We start from the raw sequence: 16,110 nt of genomic DNA, 5'->3' as shown, positions 1-16,110 counted from the left end.
CGTCTTTCGCGTTCAGGTTCCGGGGGCGTCGTTCCACAGGTCCACGTGCAGGCGCGGCGTATATCGATAGCCGTACTCCATCGCCAGTTCGGCGACCCGTTCACGGTTCTCGTCCAACCCGTCGCGGGTCGCTCCCTCAGGCATCAGGAGAACGTCCGTGTCGGCTAGCGGTTCGTCGGCGGCATCACGAACGGCCGAAACCAGGTCCTCTATCTCTTCCAGGTCGGCGTCGTCGGTGACGACGAACTTCAGTTGGGTTTCGTACGCGTCCACGAGCCCCGCGAGCGTCCCGACATCGATCCGTCGTTCCTCGTGTCGTTCCGCCCACTCGCCGTCGCCCTTCGGGTCGTTCTCCGGCGTCGGCGTCGAGGAGGCGAGTTTCGGGCTGACGCTCGCCAGATCGATCGGTGCATCGGGGAGGAACGTCCCGTTCGTCTCGACGGTCGTGTGATACCCCAGTTCCGAAAGCCGGTTGAGCAGGGTGACGGACTCCCCGTGAACCAGCGGTTCGCCGCCCGTGAGGACGACGTGGTTCGCGTCGTAGGACTCGACCTCCGCGACGATGTCGTCCAGCGTCATCCGGGCGTGTGTCGGTTCCCACGAGGTGTGATACGAATCGCAGAACCAGCACCGAAGGTTACAGCCGCTCGTCCGGACGAACACGCTCGGAACGCCCGCAAGCTTACCCTCGCCCTGCAACGAGTAGAACAACTCGTTGATGGGAAGCGACGGTTCGTCCGAGCCAGTTTCCTCATCGCGTTCGGTTTCTTCCGGACCGGTTGCGTTCACTGGCATGATCAGACCGGTGCACCACAGAGTTCGGACGTCTCGTTCACCTGTACCCCGACTTTGGAGACGTTGTCGGGCAACTCCTCCATGAACCGGCGTTCCAGTTCGAGGCTCATCACCTCGGCGGTCGGCGGGTCCTCGAAGAGGACGACGGCCGCCCCGTCACCGCTCTCCTCGAACGCCTCCACTAGCGGGTCGCCGTCCTCCAGCAGGAACATGTGATCCCATTCCGAGATTATCGACGTGATATCCCCCTTGTCCACGACCCACCCTTCCTCGGTGAGTTCGCCGACCACGGTCACCTCGATTTCGTAGTTGTGGCCGTGCGGTCGGCTACATTTCCCGTCGTGATGCAGCAGTCGATGTCCGGCGCTGATGCGAATCGGACGGTCGCGTCCGATATGCAGCGTTCGTTCCGGGGATGATTCGAGTAGCGAGTCAGTCATATCCGAAGATTATCGAGAGAATACTTAAACGCCACTACTCCGAGCCGTGGTACAAATGGTGACCGTCGATTACCCGCTGCTGAACGATATCGGCGAGGAGGAGTCACCTGTTATTCATCGCAACCGTAATATCTATATTAATTATCTTCATCTCCACCAACATGAAAAGCCCTCTCGAAACGTTGCAGAACTTCGGCGAATTGGAAGACCACGAGAAAGTTCGATTCCTCATCAGGGGAAGCGGGGTGATGATCGTCCTCCTCGGTGTCCTGCTGTTTTTCACGCTCGACGGGATGTTCGTCCCGGCGATTTTCATCGTGGTCGGTCTCCTCGACGTCACCGTCATCTCGACGTTCATCGCGAACCAACAGAAGAAATCGAACGAGAGCGTCTGAGACGGGATATCTCGACACCAGTTGTTGACCACATTATACACTTTGATCGAATTATATTTTTCTGAGGAGGTGGGATTATTAGCATAGTAGAGATGTACGTGTAATGCATGGGAAGTACCACGGAGTGGACCAACCCACTCAGCATCCTGGGTTTTGCTACGATCACAACTGCAATTATTGCATTTATACTTGCGTTTCAACATCCCTTGTGCCTCGATCAAGCAGGTCAAGCGGGTGGGTCCTGTGCCCCAAATATCAACTATTGGGGTCCGGGTTTACTAGCGGTGATTGCAGGGGCTGCTCTCGCAGTACTTGGGAAACGACTGGCAGAACCGACCTCTTAACCGTATACGATTCGAAAAGCGATGGACAGCGCTCCCATCAGTGACTTGTAAATCCAGCGAGTCCGAGTGCCGGACAATTTGATGGAATCGCTATACTACGGCGTGATACGGTCGTCCGCGTTTCGTGATTGACCTTGAGAGGCATGATACATCACTGGCCACCGCTCAAAACTGGGAGACGGGAAGAATTTGGATGCTCCGTCAGGGATTCGAACTCGCCGAGACGGTCCGGGCATGCGGCGCTCCGCGCCGTTCCGGGCGTGCGACTCGTCTGCTCGAATTCCTTCTGTGTGCGCTCTTTCTCGTCACATGGGAAGACAAATCGCGTCTTCCCTGCTCTCGTTCCTCAAAAGAGTGCTCCGTCAGGGATTCGAACCCTGGTCCTTGCCGTGAGAGGGCAAGATGATTGGCCGGACTACACCAACGGAGCGTGTGTACTCAATCGTAATCGCACGGACTGTTTAACAGTTGCGTTTCGGAAGCGCCGTGGCGCGGTATGACACATTCTGAAGCGGGAACACGCATCGCTCCCGATACAGTTCGCACCGAAAAAACCGATGGTCCTCAACGGTCGAGCGGCGACCCGGCGGCGTCCGGTTCGTGCCCGTCGAGGCTGATGATGTTCTCACGACCGACGCGGAGCTTACTGATATCGCCCTCTTCCTCCATCTCCGAGAGGAGCATGCTGACCTTGGATTTCGACCAGCCGGTCTCGTCCACGATGTTGACCTGCTTCATCCGGCCGCCGTTCTCGCGGAGGAGTTTCTTCACCCGTGCCTCGTCGGTCAGCAGTTCCTCGTCGCTGACTGCGGGTTCGGCAGGCGGAGTGTTCGACTCGCGAGCGACCGTGCCGCCGCCAGCACCACCACCGCCACCACCAGGTGTACTTCGACCGGACGATAGGGAGCCGAGGCTTCCCTGCCGCCACATGAACACCGCGACCAGTCCGATGAGGACCAGGACGGCGGCGATGAACAACATCATCGGTGACCGTGAATCGGAACCTTGGTTCCCACCGCCGGGTGGAACGCTGCTGTTGTTCGTGGTCGTCGTGGTCATCGTGCTGCTCGACTGGGGTGGTGAGGAGAACTTCACCATCGGATGCTGGTCGGTGAACTCCCGCGGACCGGTCCAGGACACGGAACTGCTTTCCGCTAACGTGTCTCCGGACATGTTCACTCCCTTCGTCGGGCGAACTTTCTCGAAGGTCATCCCGTCCGCGTGGTTGATGACGAGCGTCTGGTCTTTCCCGAGATAGAGGCCGCCCTTGAACACGTCGCCGATGTTCGTGACGTTGCCGCTACCGTACGCGAACGAGGACCACGTAAACGACATCTCGACGACGCCTCGGGTCGTATCTCCGTCGATCCCTTCCTGATTGATGTAGGCGTTCTTCGAGAAGTTGCTGGCGGCCATCTTCCGTTTCGTTCGGTTGTTCGCCGTCCTCGTGAGGTTGACGGCGTTTTCCCTGAAGCTCTTGTACATCTCGGTGTCAGAAGAGTTGAACCGGTTTGAAAATTCCTTGAACTGTTCGCGTTCCTGTTTGTTATTCAACGTTTTCTCGTAGCGAAATGTCCAGAGAGCGTCGGCACTGTTCTTATAGACGAAAATATGAAATTCGACATCATCGAACTCCTGGGAAGTGGTAATCTTTTGCGGAGTCGTCGGAGCATTGCTCTGTGCTGTCCCGGAAGCGGGAATCAGCGCGACGAGCAGCACCGTGATGAGGCCGACAGCCAGGAGCCGTCTCATGTACCTTATCGTCCATGGCCGGATATAAAAGACCTTGTGACGTGAGGACGTCACCGAACTATGCTACCATTGCTCATGATTTTTGCCGGGGATTGCCACGTTCGTTCGTCCTCACGGGGGTCGGAATCGAGGATGACGAGGTCCGCACGATAACCCTCCTCGACCAGTCCGACGTCCGACAACCCGAGGAGGTCGGCCGCGTTGACAGTCGCCGCCTCCAGCGCCGCTTCGGGTGACATCCCGTACTCGACCATCAGTTCGAGTTCCTCGGGAATATCGGCGTGGAAGTTGAACGGCGTTCCGGCGTCGGTTCCCATCGCGATGGGGACCTCGGCGTCCATCGCATACTCGAAGGCGTCCGCGACCGAGTCGATGGCGTCTTCGGCCTTCTCGACCGCGTATTCGGGGATACCCGCTTCCGTCCCGTGTTCGACGATACCGGCGGACGCCTTCGCGGTCGGCACCCAGTACGTTCCCCGCTCGGCCATCATCTTCGCCGCTTCGCGGTCCATGAACGTCCCGTGTTCGATGCTCGAAATTCCGGCACGAACCGCGTTCTTGATGCCTTCCGTCCCGTGTGCGTGGGCCGCCGTCGGCACGTGTTTCGCGGCGGCCGTCTCCACCAGCGTCGTCAACTCGGCTTCGTCCAGTTCGGGAGAACCGGTGATCGCACCGTCGGTCAGAACGCCGCCGGTCGCCATGCACTTGACGACGTCCGCACCGCGCTTGAGTTGCTCGCGGACCGCCTTTTTCACCTCCGCTTCACCGTCCGCCTCGCGCCCGTGCCAGTGGCCGTGTCCGCCGGTCATGACGACGTTTTGGCCGCAGGCGACGATTCGGGGTCCCTCGATGAGTCCGGCGTCGATCGCGTCCGCGGCGTCGAGCGCGAGCGTCGTCGGCGAACCGAGGTCGCGAACCGTCGTCACACCCGCACGAAGGGCGTCGCGGAGGTTCGATACCGCACGATAGGAGAGCATCATGTCGCTGTCGCCGAACACCGACGTGACGTCCGGCCGACCGTCCATCGACGAGTGGATGTGTGCATCGATGAGGCCCGGGGCGACGAACTTCCCGCTCACGTCGAGTTCCTCGTCGGCATCCGATACGTCCCCCACCGAGACTATCTCGCCGTCCTCGATGGCGACATCCGCCTCCCTGATCCCGTTTGCATCTACGACATCCGCACCGCGAAGTACGAGCATGAGCGGTGTGAGACGCGGTGACGAGATAACCGTCAGGGTCCCGGCAGGGTGGGTGGAAGTTCTCAGTTCGTTGGGGAAAGAGCGAATTCGTTCGACGTGAAACGGAGGAGTATGACGGAGACGACAACGACGAGAACGGCGCTGATAACCGGTGCGAGTTCAGGAATCGGGCAGGCGACGGCTCACGCCCTCGCCAGCGACGGAATGAACGTCGCGCTCGCGGCGAGGCGCGAGTCGGAACTGGCCGACATCGCGGAAGGAGTAGAATCCGAGTACGGCGTCGAGACGACGGTCTGCCCGACCGACGTGCGCGACGAGGAAGCCGTCGCGTCGATGGTCGAGGGGACGGTTTCGGCCTTCGGCGGTCTCGACGTGCTCGTGAACAACGCCGGACTGGCACGGGGCCAGCAGGTCGAGAATCTCTCGACCGAGGAGTTTCGAACCATGCAGGACACGAACGTGGATGGCGTCTTCTTCGCCACACGGGCCGCACTCCCGTACCTCCGCGAGTCGTCCGGCAACCTGATCTTCGTCGGGAGTTTCGCGGGGCGGTTCCCCCGACCGTTCAATCCGGTCTACGCCGCGACGAAGTGGTGGGTGCGCGGGTTCGCACACAGCCTCGAAGGACAAGTCGGCGAGGACGGTGTGGCCGTTACGGTGGTCAATCCCTCGGAAGTCCGGACGGAGTTCGGGTCCGAAGAGGGCGAGTCGTTCGAAGAACGGTTCGAACCCGGCAGCGTCACCGAACCGGAAGAGATAGCCGACGCTATCGCGTTCGCGGCGGGAATGAGAAATTCGACCGTCAGCGAAATCGACGTCTACCGCCGGGACAAGTTCTCGAACTTCTGACTATCCGTACCCTTCGTACTGGAGATGGTCCTCGGGGACTCCGAGGTCCTTCGCCGCGCTGGCGAGCATCGACACCATCGCGTTGACGCCGCAGGCGTACACTTCGAGGTTGTCGGGATCGATTTCGGCGTCGATGTCATTGGCCGGTTCGGTCACGTACTCCGCGAGGTCCTCCGAGAGGTTCTCCTCTGCGCCATCGACGAGGTACTTGACGAGCGTCTGCTGGACGTAGTCGGTTTCGCCGTCCCAGTCCGTGAGGTACTCCTCGCGCGAACAGGTCGGGATGAAGTGGAAGTTCTCGTGTTCCTCGTCCAGTCGCCGGAACTCCTCGAAGTGCGCCAAGTCGTCCTTCCACGACGCGCCGAGGAACAACCAGAGGTCCCGTTGTTCGCCCTCGTACTCGTCGCGCCCCTCCTCGAACGTGTACTGTATCATGCTCCGAAGCGGCGCGACGCCGGTTCCGGTGGCGAGGAAGGCCATGTCCCGACCGGACGGCTCTTCGAGGACGAAATCACCGTTCGGGCCGCGAATCGTCACCGTCTCGCCTTCCTCGATGTCCTCGAACAGTTTCGACGTGAGATGCCCGTGCGGGACCCGCCGAATACAGAGCTCGATACCGTCGTCGTTCGGCGAACTGGCGATGGAATAGACGCGGGGCGTATGTTCGTATCGCATCGTGGTGTACTGGCCGGGGACGAAATCGAACTCCTCGTCCATCTCGATGCGAAGGCTCATCAACGACGGGTAGGGTCGCTGATACCGGTCCTTCAGCGACGAGAGCTCCGTCAGCAAGTTCTCGTGCTGGTGCTCGTCCTCCTCCAACGTCGAAATCATCTCGTCCCAGTCCGGGTCGCCCGATTCGACCTCGTCCGCCCAGTCGTCGTGTCCGTCCACCCGAAGCAACTCGGCGGTCCGCTCGACGACACGGTCGGTGCGGTCCTCGTCGAGGTGATTCCGTTCGGCTATCGTCGCCGAGTCCGTCACCAGCGGAAGCTCCTCGGCTCGTCTGTGTTGTGAATGCTGTGATGGTATCTCCATAGCCGCGCTGGTTACGAAGATGTGTGCGAGCGACAAAACGCTTCTCGCTATTTCCCGACCCGCTAATCCTATCCGACGATTTTCCGGACGTTAGTCGAGCGCGTCGGCGACCTTCTGGATCGGGTGTGGCGGTTCCTCACCCTGCCAGTCGCCGAGTTGTGTCCGACAGGACGCGCCCGGCGCGACGACCTCGTTTCCGTCGCTCTCCTCGACCTGTTCGAACAGGATCGATCCGACCGCCTTGCTCATCGAGTAGTGTTCGGCTTCGTAGCCGAAACTGCCCGCCATGCCACAGCAACCGCTGTCGAGCGCGTCGACTTCGTAGCCCGCGTTGCGGAGGACGGCCACGGCGTGGCCGTCCTTCTTCGTCGCCTTCTGATGGCAGTGGCCGTGGTAGGTCAACGACCCGTCGCCCGACGCCGGGAGGTCGAACTCGAACGCGTCGAGGTACTCGCAGACGCCGTAGGAGTTCGCGGCGAGTCGCTCGGCCTCTGTTCGGAGGCCACCGGCCTCGGGGTCGGCGGAACGGGGTTCGGTGTACTGGCCGCTCGACGATCCGGATTCCTCGGTTGCCGGTAGCAGGTCGAGGTAGTCCGACTGGAACATCACCGCGTCGGACGGTTCGACCACGACCACGTCCCAACCGTCGCGCACGAACGGACTGAGTGCCTCGACGTTCGTCTCGGCCTGCTTCCGCGCCGTATCGAGCATGCCTTTCGAATGGGCCGGTCTGCCGCTCCCGGCGACGTCGGACGGAATTCGGACGTGGACGCCCGCCGCTTCGAGCACCCGAACCGCCGCCTTCCCGGCCTCCGGGTGGTTGTAGTTCGTGTAGGTGTCCGGGAAGAGCAGGACGCGGCGGGTAGCGTCGTCCTCCGAGACGCGCGTCCCCCGCTCGGCGAACCAGTCTTCGAGCGTCTCGCGGTGGAACGTCGGGAGGGTTCGGTCGCTGGCGATACCGAACAGTTCCTCGGCGACGAACCGAGCGCCCGGCAGTTCCGTCGCCCAGTTCGAGAGCGGCGCGAACGCGCTTCCCAGCGCCGAGAGCCGACCGATGTTGCCGAAGAGACGGTCCCGAACGCTCGTCCCGTGTCGCTGGTGGTACTCGTGTTCGACTTCGGCTTTCAGCTTCGCCATGTCCACGCCGGACGGACAGTCACGGGCACAGCCCTTACAGCCGATACAGAGGTCCATCACCTCGTGCATGAACTCCACGTCGAACTGCTCCTCGTCGGAAAGGGAACCGCTCATCGCCTGCCTGAGCATGTTCGCCCGTCCACGGGTGCTCGTGATCTCCTCGTCGGCCGCCCGGTAGGTCGGGCACATCACACCGCCGGTGACCTCCTGCCCACCGCGACAACCGCCACAGCCGTGACAGAGTTCGACCATCCCCTCGAAGCCGTTCTCGTTCTCCCAGTCGAGCACTGGGTCGAACCCGGCGTCGAACTCGTAGCTGGAGTCGAATCGCAGGTTTTCAGTCATGTCCACGTCGCCACAGACCTGCCCGGGGTTGAGCAACCAGTCCGGGTCGAAGGCGGATTTCAGGTCGCGGAAGACGCCCCAGACGTGGTCGCCGTACAGTTTCCGGTTCCACTGCGTGCGGGCGCGGCCGTCGCCGTGTTCGCCCGAGACGCTGCCGCCGTACTCGACCACGAGGTCGGTGACGGCGTCCGCGATGGATTCCATCTGATTCACCCCGGCCGGACTCTTCGTGTTGACGAGCGGCCGGATGTGCAGACAACCCGGCCCGGCGTGGGCGTAGATGCTGGCGAACGTGTCGTTGTCCTCCAGCACCTGTTGGAAGTCGGCGACGTATTCGGGCAGGTTCTCCGGCGGAACGGCCGCGTCCTCGATGAACGAGATGTGCTTCGCGTCCGTCGTGCGCGAGAGCAGGATCGGCAGGCCGGACTTCCGTAGTTTCCAGAAGCGGGCGCGTTCCTTCTCTTCGTGTGCCTCCAGCAGGGAGAACGCACGTTCCCCTTCGCGGGCCTCCCGCAGCGCCGCGACTTTCTCCCGGCCGTCCTCGTCGTCGGTCGCGTAGAACTCCACGAGCAGGACCGAGTCGGTTCCCTCCGGCAACATCTCCACCACGTCGTGGAACTCTTCGGTGTCGCTGGCGAGATCGATGAGCACGTCGTCCAGCACTTCGACGGCCGCCGGGCCGTGGTCGAGGATCGGCGACACGTCCTCCATGGCGTCGTTCAGGCTGTCGTAGGTCAACAGCGCCATCGCCTTCGTCTCGGGCACGGGTTCGAGACTCACCGTCGCCTCCGTCACGATGGCCAGCGTCCCCTCGCTTCCGGCGAGCAAGCGCGCGAGGTTGACGTGTCCCTCCTCGGCTTCCTCCGCCAGCCTGTCGAGGTTGTATCCCGACACGTTACGTTTGAGTTGCGGGAACACCTCCTCGATGGCGTCCGATTCCTCCTCCACAATTCGGAGCACCTCGGCGTAGATCTGGCCTTCGAGGGAATCCGCTTTCGCACCCTCTCGAAGCTCCTCCAGCGTCACGTCGCCGAAGCGCGTCACGGTGCCGTCGGCGAGGACGACCTCACACTCCTCGATATAGGCGTCCGTCTTCCCGTACTTCAGCGAGTGGGCACCCGTCGAGTTGTTGCCGATCGCACCGCCGATTGCGCTCTTGTCCCGCCACGCCGGGTCGGGCGCGAACTTCAAGTCGTACTCGGCGAGTTCCGCGTTCAACTCCCCGAGGATGGTGCCGGGTTGTGCGCGGGCGGTCCGTTCCTCCACGTCGAACTCCAGCAGGTCGCCCATGTGCCGGGTGAAGTCCAGCACGACGGCCTCGTTGACCGACTGTCCGGCGAGGCTCGTGCCGCCGCCGCGCGGGAGGACCGGGATTTCGCGTTCGGCGCAGTACTCCATCACCGCCGCCACGTCGTCCGTCGACGTCGGGAAGACGACGCCGATGGGTGTCACCTCGTAGGCGCTCGCGTCCGTGGCGTACAACTGCCGGGAGTACTCGTCGAACCGAACCTCCCCGTCCACCAGTTTCACGAGGTCAGAGACCAATCCATTGCGCGCGGTAGAATCCGAATGATAATCGTAATTCGCGTGTTCGTCGCGGGCCGGGTCTCCCGCGTCACGTGTTGCCATAGTAGGCCGTATGGAAGGGGGACCGAAAAGTCATGTGGGCCACGGCAACGACGGCGGGGAACACGGCGAAGACGGAAGAGGGTCAAATTTGGTTTCGAGAGTGCGGCTTCGGTTACAGAGAAGCAGACTGCCTCGAAAGCCCCACCCGCTCACTACGAGAAGTCTCTGCACCTACTTCGACTGAAACTACTGAGAAGACTACCTCGAAAGCCCCCGCCCGCTCGCGGTCCTCCGGAAGACGTTCCGGCTCACATTCGTTCGCGGGCTGCGACTTCCGTGGTCACCCTCACTGCATTCACGTGACGCTCGACCGACATCTCTCCGTCGGCACTTCGTGCCTTGGCAAGAGCAAAGCTCTTGCCTGCTCTCGTGCGCTCCTCTGTCGCTCACGAGAACTCCTCCGAGAGGGGTCACTGAGACAACCATGTAAACGCGAGCGCGCGGCCCCTTTCAACCCGCCGTCGGAGACAAGCTCCGACGAGCTCCCGTTCGCTTCACTCACGGGAACACCCAGACCACCGCAACAGCCCCACTTCCGCACCGCGCCACACCCACCCCAGCCGACTGCGTTTCTCGTTCGCGTTGCTCACTGCGATACTCATCCCTCGCACGAGCCTTCCGAGGCGGTTCGACCATCGCTCGGTCGAACCGCCTCTCCAGCGCGCGCCACTTGGTTGAATAGGTTGCGAGATACGAAACCAACAACACGGCGCGCGAAGGCGCACAGCAGTGCGTCCGCGCGAGGGACGACGAGCGTTCGCGCTTGCTTTAGTCGCCTGCACGGGCTACTATTTTGGTCGGGCGGTGTCGCCGTGAGTGAAGCGAGGGGCGGCTCGGGAGAGCTTCGCTCTCCCGTGCTGAGAGACCAAAATATCCCGTGCAGCGACCGCGAACGGTCGGGGGCTTTCTGGGACTTCTTCGGAACGACGGTTGTAGAAAGACCAGAGCAGGAGTCGTCTCGGGGCAAATTCAGTCAGAACCAGGATCCGTCAATGTCACGCACTCGTCGTCGCCCTCATCGTGCTAGCGGATGATGTTGGATTCCAGATCACGCGGGAAGTAGGTCAGCATCTCCGTCCCGTTCTCGGTAATGGCAACCGTGTCCGAATGCCGATAGCCGTACGTGTCGGTGTACAGGCCGGGTTCGATGGTGTAAACGTGACCGGGTTCCATCTCGGCGTCGTCCGCCTCGACGTGGTCGGTCCACCCGTGGTCGATATACGGCGGTTCGTGACCGCCCATGCCGATGTTGTGGCCGACGTGGTGGCGCGCGAGGTCGGAGACGCCCTGCTCCTCGAAGTAGTCGGACACCTGCTCGTCCACGGACGCCAGCGGGACGCCGGGGCCGAGGGCGTCGATGGCGATGGTCTGGGCTTCGAGCATCAACTCGAAGTAGTGGACCTGCTCGTCGTTCGGTTCGCCGACGAACATCGTGCGCTCCAGTTCGGAGTGGTAGCCATCGACGTTGGCCGCGGCACCCGTGATGAGCACGTCCCCCTCCTCGATTCGGCGGTTGGCGGTGTGGCCGTGGGGCAGGGCGGTCTGTGGACCGGTGATGTAGCCCGCGTGGGCCGGGCCGCTCCCGCGTGTGCGTGCGACGTACGTGTCCCCGAGTGTGTCGAGCATGGCGCGGGAGGCGTCCGTGGACGCGCGCTGGCTGACGGTCGCGGGATGAGCGCCCGGTTCGGTGTAGTCCGCGAGGTACTGGTGGGCGAGATTACCCCACTTCGCCGATTCCCGGATCAGGTCGATTTCGGCGTCCGACTTCGCCCAGCGCATGCGGTCCACCCACGCCTGTGACTCGACTTCGACGTGTTGTGAGAGCGCGGGACCGGTGTAGCCCATCACACCCGGCGCGCCGTCGGCGTCCGCCACGACGGATTCGGCTCCGAGTTCCGACAACATCTCGGCGGCCACCTCGATCGGTTTCCCACCGGGATAGTCGAAGTAGTGGTGGACCGCGTCGATATGGGGATTGGGCTGGACACGCTCGACTTCGAGGCGCGGCACCGTGATCTCCACGCGGTCGTCGGTGACCGCGAGGACGACCGGGCGCTCGGTCTGGATGTGGTCGAAGCCGGTGAGGTATTCGATGCTCGTCGCGCCGAACCAGACGCCAGCATCTGCACCACGGTCGCGTATTCGTTCGCGCACGTCCGAGAGACGCGCTTCGAACTCGGAATCGGGAAGCCGTGTCGACATGCGATGTCGTTCACAGGAACGGCCTAAAAGCGTTGACGTGCCGGAAACCGAGGAAAATCCGAAAGGAGCCGTTTCCAGTCGGTTAGTGGCTACTTAACTCGATTTCGAGTGAGAATTTTTCACTATCCAGTAGGCGTGAGTATGTCGAACGACGCCGCTCTGCCCGGTCGAATTTTGAGAGAAGTCCACCCTCACCGATTTTGTAAAACAAATCCGCCCTCCCCGATTTGAACAGCACGAGACGTTCCTGCTCGCTACGCTCGCGGGCATGCGACTCGTTGGCCCAAATCGATCGGTTGGACGTTCCACTGTTTACGTTGTTCGCAGGAAAAGTCCGCCCTCCCCGATTTGAACGGGGGACAAGTCGATCTACAGTCGACTGCTCTACCAATCTGAGCTAAGGGCGGGCACGCACTTTCACCTATCCGCGTTGCGGACTTAAGAATTATTATTCGGCTTGGCGCGTCCGACGGACGGAAGGTTCAAGTATGATAGACACAGTGTATCCGGAAACGGATCTATACGAGTGATCGAGATGAGTAAAATTACATTTCGCGCGGACGACGACCTCGTCAAGCAGATCGAATCGCTCGACGCTTCGAAGAGCGAAGTGATGCGCGAGGCGCTCCGCGAGTATCTCGACGGTTCCGGAAGCGAGGGCGAGGAGCCGACGCTCGATGCAGTAGTCGCCGACCGCGTGGACGAACTCGTCGACCAGCGACTCGCCACGGACAGAACACCTCGTGGCGACGGACGGGACATCAACGTCAACGTCACGCTCGAAGGCGCGGGCGCGGGAACGGCAAGCGCGCACCAGGAAGAAGAATCGTCGACGGTCAAGACGGAAGAACACGTCCGTTCGACGCCCACCGACGCGGCCCACGCCGAAAACACGTGCCAGCAATGTGGCGAATCGCTGGACACGAACCACGTATACTGCCCGAACTGTGGCGAGAAAGCCACACATCGCGTGTTCTGTGACTGCGGTGACGAGCTGCGCTCCGATTGGGCGTTCTGCCCCGGTTGTGGCCGACGAACGCCGTCCGCGGACGTTTTAGACTCGTCGTAAAACGATTGTTTTACAAACGCCGTTAATTATATATGCCGTGGCTATGTGGATACTTCTACGTAAGACGATTGTCTTACGCCATCTGAATACGGTCGAAGCCGGGTGTCTCGACCGCTAAAACGGCGTAAGACGGACGAAACAAAACCACCGCGTGTCGTCTTACCAAACAAGGGGAACCAACTATGGAGCGCGTGACACTACGAATCCCAAAGCAACAAATCGAAGAAGTCGAACAGATGGTCGAAACCGGCGAATTCCCGAACCGCAGTGAAGCGATTCGGGCAGCAGTGCGGGATATGCTCAACGAGCATGAGAACGCCGGGACCGAGACCACGAACAAGCGCACGTGGGCCAAGGTATAATCGATGCAGGATATCGTTCAAGAAGCGCTGGAAAACGCCGAAAGCGAGCAGCGTGAGATGGAAGCAGTGGACACGGGCGACGAGTTCGGCGACCCACGAATCGTCATCGTCGGCTGTGGTGGTGCGGGCAACAACACCATCAACCGACTGTATAACATCGGCGTCGATGGCGCTGACACGGTTGCCATCAACACCGACAAACAGCACTTGAAGATGATCGAAGCCGACACGAAAATCCTCGTCGGCAAATCCCTCACGTCCGGTCTCGGCGCGGGTGGCGACCCTTCGATGGGCGAGCGTGCGACCGAGATGGCACAGGGAACGGTCAAGGAAGTGCTCGGTGACGCCGACCTCGTCTTTGTGACCGCAGGTATGGGTGGCGGCACCGGTACTGGCGCCGCGCCAGTCGTCGCAAAGATCGCCAAAGAACAGGGCGCAATCGTCGTGGGGATGGTCTCCACGCCGTTCAACGTCGAGCGTGCCCGCACGGTGAAAGCCGAGGAAGGGCTGGAGAAGCTCCGCAACGAAGCGGACTCCATCATCGTCCTCGACAACAACCGACTGCTCGATTACGTCCCGAACCTCCCGATCGGCAAGGCGTTCTCGGTCATGGACCAGATCATCGCCGAAACCGTCAAGGGGATTTCGGAGACGATCACACAGCCGTCGCTCATCAACCTCGACTACGCGGACATGTCCACCATCATGAATCAGGGTGGCGTCGCCGTGATGCTCGTCGGTGAGACACAGGACAAGAACAAGAGCGACGAAGTGGTGCGCGACGCGATGAACCACCCGCTCCTCGACGTGGACTACCGCGGCGCGTCCGGCGGTCTCGTCCACATCACGGGCGGTCCCGACCTGACGCTCAAAGAGGCGGAGGGCATCGCGGCCAACATCACCGAACGGCTCGAAGCGGACGCCAACGTCATCTGGGGCGCTCGCATTCAGGAGAACTACAAGAACAAGGTTCGTGTCATGGCCATCATGACCGGCGTCCAGAGCGCACAGGTGCTCGGCCCGACGACACAGAAACAGGCCGACCGCTCCCGACAGAAGATGCGCGACGTCGACGCACAGTCGTACGACAGCGGTAACGAACAGTCCGAAGGGCGCAAAACGTTCGGCGCTCAGAGCGACGGCGGCCGGAGCGAATTGGAGAAGAACAACGGCCTCGACGTTATCCGATAACTGCTTCGCCTCATTTATTCTCGTTTTCTTCTGTTCTCAGTGCAACGCCAGCAAGTGGTACGATTCTTCCCCCGTCTGCGCGACGACGTACAACACGCCGTCATCGAGCACGGGACCGGGACCCACACGACCATGGAACGATTTCTCGAACCTGAGTGCGGGGCCGCCCGAGAGAGGCCCCGTCGATGGCGTCGGGTCGAAAGCGAACAGTTTGTCGCCGCCGACGAAGAGCGTATCACGACCGAGAACGGGCGCAGTGTAGCGCCAGTTACCCGTATCGCGTTTCCAGAGTTGGTCGCCGGATTCGAGGTCGATGGCACGTAATCCGCCAGTTCCCGACGCGTAGAGATGTTTCCCGACTGCGAGTCCGCCGTTCGCCCACCCGGTCTCGACATGCCAATCGACGTTCAACCGTGGCGTGCGCTCGGTTCGGATTCCGTACGTCTTACTATCGAGACAGTTGACGTAGATGCCGTCCGTATCGGCCGTTGGCGGTGCCTGTGGTTCCGAAGGCAGTTTCCACTCCGCGTACCCGGTTCCGTCTCTGTCGAGCGAGTACAGTTTCCCGGCCTCGGTCGTGACCGTCAAGCCCGTCATACTGCACAGTGGCGACCCGAGAATGGTACCGAACAGGCGACGGGACCACGCGATATCACCCGTCTTCGCATCTACTCGGTAGACGGTTTCACCGACCGGGACGTAGAGATGTTCACCGCCAGCGGTCGCCGGTGACAGAACCACTCCGCGGGCGTCGAACGTCCGTTTCCATTTCGCCTCCCCGGTTTTCGCGTCGAGTGCGAGAAGACGGTCACTGTCTCCCACATACACCGTTCCGTCCCGGACGAGTGGCGTCGAATACGGTTCGATTTTCTTCGTCCACAGTTCGCTGCCGTCTCGAACGTCGTACACGTCGAGTCGGTCCGGAATCGAAAGGAAGAGCCGACCGTTCGAAACGATCGGTTCGTCGTACATCGACTGCGGCACTTCGACACGCCACCGCTCGGAGACACCATCGACGGGGGCCTTTCCGTCGCTGATGCTTCGGGTATTACTGGCATTACAGCCGAAACTCGACCACTCGCCGTTCGCTCCGTAAATGTGTCTCGTGGGGTCTGGTTGTTCGTCCACACCCGCTTTCGGCGGGTCGTCGGCTTTCGTCATACATCCGGTAAACATCGTGGTTACACCGAGGGCAAGAAACGTCCGTCGGGAGGGCATATCCTCCGTGTTGATCGGTGACATAATAAGTTTTCTCTGGCGTCACGACGGATCGAAACTGAATATCGTCGGTCGCCTCTCGATCGTCAACTTCCACCGCATCCAATGACAATAGGTTGGTATGAGATCCCGTAACATCGTT

The 16,110-nt window shown here is 61.3% G+C and carries 13 protein-coding genes and 2 tRNA genes; 5 read left to right on the top strand and 10 right to left on the bottom strand.

Annotated elements, in window-relative coordinates; all coding sequences use genetic code 11:
* Positions 1–12: 12 nt before the first annotated feature.
* Together NKF26_RS09835 and NKF26_RS09830 are read right to left on the bottom strand one after the other, a co-directional pair.
* On the bottom strand, positions 13–795 hold the full coding sequence (locus NKF26_RS09835) for a 7-carboxy-7-deazaguanine synthase QueE (protein WP_253226428.1): 783 nt from the start codon (positions 793–795) through the stop codon (positions 13–15).
* Between the two features lie 2 nt (positions 796–797).
* On the bottom strand, positions 798–1,235 hold the full coding sequence (locus tag NKF26_RS09830) for a 6-pyruvoyl tetrahydropterin synthase family protein (protein ID WP_253234244.1): 438 nt from the start codon (positions 1,233–1,235) through the stop codon (positions 798–800).
* Positions 1,236–1,396: 161 nt separating this feature from the next.
* Between NKF26_RS09830 and NKF26_RS09825 the strand changes: the two genes are divergently transcribed.
* Positions 1,397–1,630: a hypothetical protein gene (locus tag NKF26_RS09825; RefSeq protein WP_253234243.1), complete on the top strand. Its 234-nt coding sequence runs from the start codon at positions 1,397–1,399 to the stop codon at positions 1,628–1,630.
* Positions 1,631–2,329: 699 nt separating this feature from the next.
* On the opposite strand, the gene NKF26_RS09820 is transcribed toward NKF26_RS09825, so the two are convergent.
* From NKF26_RS09820 to NKF26_RS09810, 3 genes are all read right to left on the bottom strand, one after another.
* Positions 2,330–2,404 (bottom strand) — tRNA-Glu (locus NKF26_RS09820).
* A gap of 134 nt (positions 2,405–2,538) precedes the next feature.
* Positions 2,539–3,726, bottom strand: a complete 1,188-nt coding sequence (locus tag NKF26_RS09815) for a hypothetical protein (RefSeq protein ID WP_253226433.1) — start codon at positions 3,724–3,726, stop codon at positions 2,539–2,541.
* A gap of 50 nt (positions 3,727–3,776) precedes the next feature.
* The gene (locus NKF26_RS09810; RefSeq protein ID WP_253226434.1) at positions 3,777–4,928 is read right to left on the bottom strand and encodes an amidohydrolase family protein; all 1,152 of its coding nucleotides are present in this window, start codon (positions 4,926–4,928) and stop codon (positions 3,777–3,779) included.
* Positions 4,929–5,039: 111 nt separating this feature from the next.
* Between NKF26_RS09810 and NKF26_RS09805 the strand changes: the two genes are divergently transcribed.
* A complete protein-coding gene (locus tag NKF26_RS09805; RefSeq protein WP_253226435.1) occupies positions 5,040–5,777 on the top strand; it encodes an SDR family oxidoreductase in 738 nt (245 codons plus the stop codon).
* On the opposite strand, the gene NKF26_RS09800 is transcribed toward NKF26_RS09805, so the two are convergent.
* The 4 genes from NKF26_RS09800 to NKF26_RS09785 all read right to left on the bottom strand — a co-directional run bounded on the left by NKF26_RS09800 (position 5,778) and on the right by NKF26_RS09785 (position 12,535).
* The gene (locus tag NKF26_RS09800) at positions 5,778–6,761 is read right to left on the bottom strand and encodes an FAD-binding oxidoreductase (RefSeq protein ID WP_253226436.1); all 984 of its coding nucleotides are present in this window, start codon (positions 6,759–6,761) and stop codon (positions 5,778–5,780) included.
* Positions 6,762–6,905: 144 nt separating this feature from the next.
* The gene (locus NKF26_RS09795) at positions 6,906–9,926 is read right to left on the bottom strand and encodes an FAD-binding and (Fe-S)-binding domain-containing protein (protein WP_253226437.1); all 3,021 of its coding nucleotides are present in this window, start codon (positions 9,924–9,926) and stop codon (positions 6,906–6,908) included.
* Positions 9,927–10,949: 1,023 nt separating this feature from the next.
* Complete coding sequence (locus NKF26_RS09790) at positions 10,950–12,128, bottom strand: Xaa-Pro peptidase family protein (protein WP_253234242.1); 1,179 nt, start codon at positions 12,126–12,128, stop codon at positions 10,950–10,952.
* Positions 12,129–12,461: 333 nt separating this feature from the next.
* Positions 12,462–12,535: transfer RNA gene (locus tag NKF26_RS09785), tRNA-Tyr, on the bottom strand.
* Positions 12,536–12,663: 128 nt separating this feature from the next.
* Here NKF26_RS09785 and NKF26_RS09780 point away from each other — a divergent pair.
* The 3 genes from NKF26_RS09780 (at position 12,664) to ftsZ (ending at position 14,750) form a co-directional block, all read left to right on the top strand.
* On the top strand, positions 12,664–13,197 hold the full coding sequence (locus NKF26_RS09780) for a zinc ribbon domain-containing protein (protein WP_253226439.1): 534 nt from the start codon (positions 12,664–12,666) through the stop codon (positions 13,195–13,197).
* A gap of 182 nt (positions 13,198–13,379) precedes the next feature.
* Positions 13,380–13,559 carry a ribbon-helix-helix domain-containing protein gene (locus NKF26_RS09775; protein ID WP_066143663.1) on the top strand — a complete coding sequence of 60 codons (180 nt, stop codon included), beginning with the start codon at positions 13,380–13,382 and terminating at the stop codon, positions 13,557–13,559.
* Between the two features lie 3 nt (positions 13,560–13,562).
* Complete coding sequence (gene ftsZ, locus NKF26_RS09770; RefSeq protein ID WP_253226440.1) at positions 13,563–14,750, top strand: cell division protein FtsZ; 1,188 nt, start codon at positions 13,563–13,565, stop codon at positions 14,748–14,750.
* A 36-nt stretch (positions 14,751–14,786) separates the two neighbouring features.
* Here the strand turns inward: ftsZ and NKF26_RS09765 are convergent, their stop codons facing one another.
* Positions 14,787–15,968: a PQQ-binding-like beta-propeller repeat protein gene (locus NKF26_RS09765; protein WP_253234241.1), complete on the bottom strand. Its 1,182-nt coding sequence runs from the start codon at positions 15,966–15,968 to the stop codon at positions 14,787–14,789.
* Positions 15,969–16,110: the final 142 nt, after the last annotated feature.

This window comes from Haladaptatus sp. AB618, from assembly GCF_024136965.1.
GTDB lineage: Archaea > Halobacteriota > Halobacteria > Halobacteriales > Haladaptataceae > Haladaptatus.
This window is presented reverse-complemented; position numbering and strand designations above follow the sequence as displayed.

Bases quoted from the DNA above. Each gene is read 5' to 3' on its own strand.
- NKF26_RS09835 (WP_253226428.1), bottom strand. From the start codon at position 795: ATGCCAGTGAACGCAACCGGTCCGGAAGAAACCGAACGCGATGAGGAA.
- NKF26_RS09830 (WP_253234244.1), bottom strand. From the start codon at position 1,235: ATGACTGACTCGCTACTCGAATCATCCCCGGAACGAACGCTGCATATC.
- NKF26_RS09825 (WP_253234243.1), top strand. From the start codon at position 1,397: ATGAAAAGCCCTCTCGAAACGTTGCAGAACTTCGGCGAATTGGAAGAC.
- NKF26_RS09815 (WP_253226433.1), bottom strand. From the start codon at position 3,726: ATGAGACGGCTCCTGGCTGTCGGCCTCATCACGGTGCTGCTCGTCGCG.
- NKF26_RS09810 (WP_253226434.1), bottom strand. From the start codon at position 4,928: ATGCTCGTACTTCGCGGTGCGGATGTCGTAGATGCAAACGGGATCAGG.
- NKF26_RS09805 (WP_253226435.1), top strand. From the start codon at position 5,040: ATGACGGAGACGACAACGACGAGAACGGCGCTGATAACCGGTGCGAGT.
- NKF26_RS09795 (WP_253226437.1), bottom strand. From the start codon at position 9,926: ATGGCAACACGTGACGCGGGAGACCCGGCCCGCGACGAACACGCGAAT.
- NKF26_RS09790 (WP_253234242.1), bottom strand. From the start codon at position 12,128: ATGTCGACACGGCTTCCCGATTCCGAGTTCGAAGCGCGTCTCTCGGAC.
- NKF26_RS09780 (WP_253226439.1), top strand. From the start codon at position 12,664: ATGAGTAAAATTACATTTCGCGCGGACGACGACCTCGTCAAGCAGATC.
- NKF26_RS09775 (WP_066143663.1), top strand. From the start codon at position 13,380: ATGGAGCGCGTGACACTACGAATCCCAAAGCAACAAATCGAAGAAGTC.
- ftsZ (WP_253226440.1), top strand. From the start codon at position 13,563: ATGCAGGATATCGTTCAAGAAGCGCTGGAAAACGCCGAAAGCGAGCAG.
- NKF26_RS09765 (WP_253234241.1), bottom strand. From the start codon at position 15,968: ATGCCCTCCCGACGGACGTTTCTTGCCCTCGGTGTAACCACGATGTTT.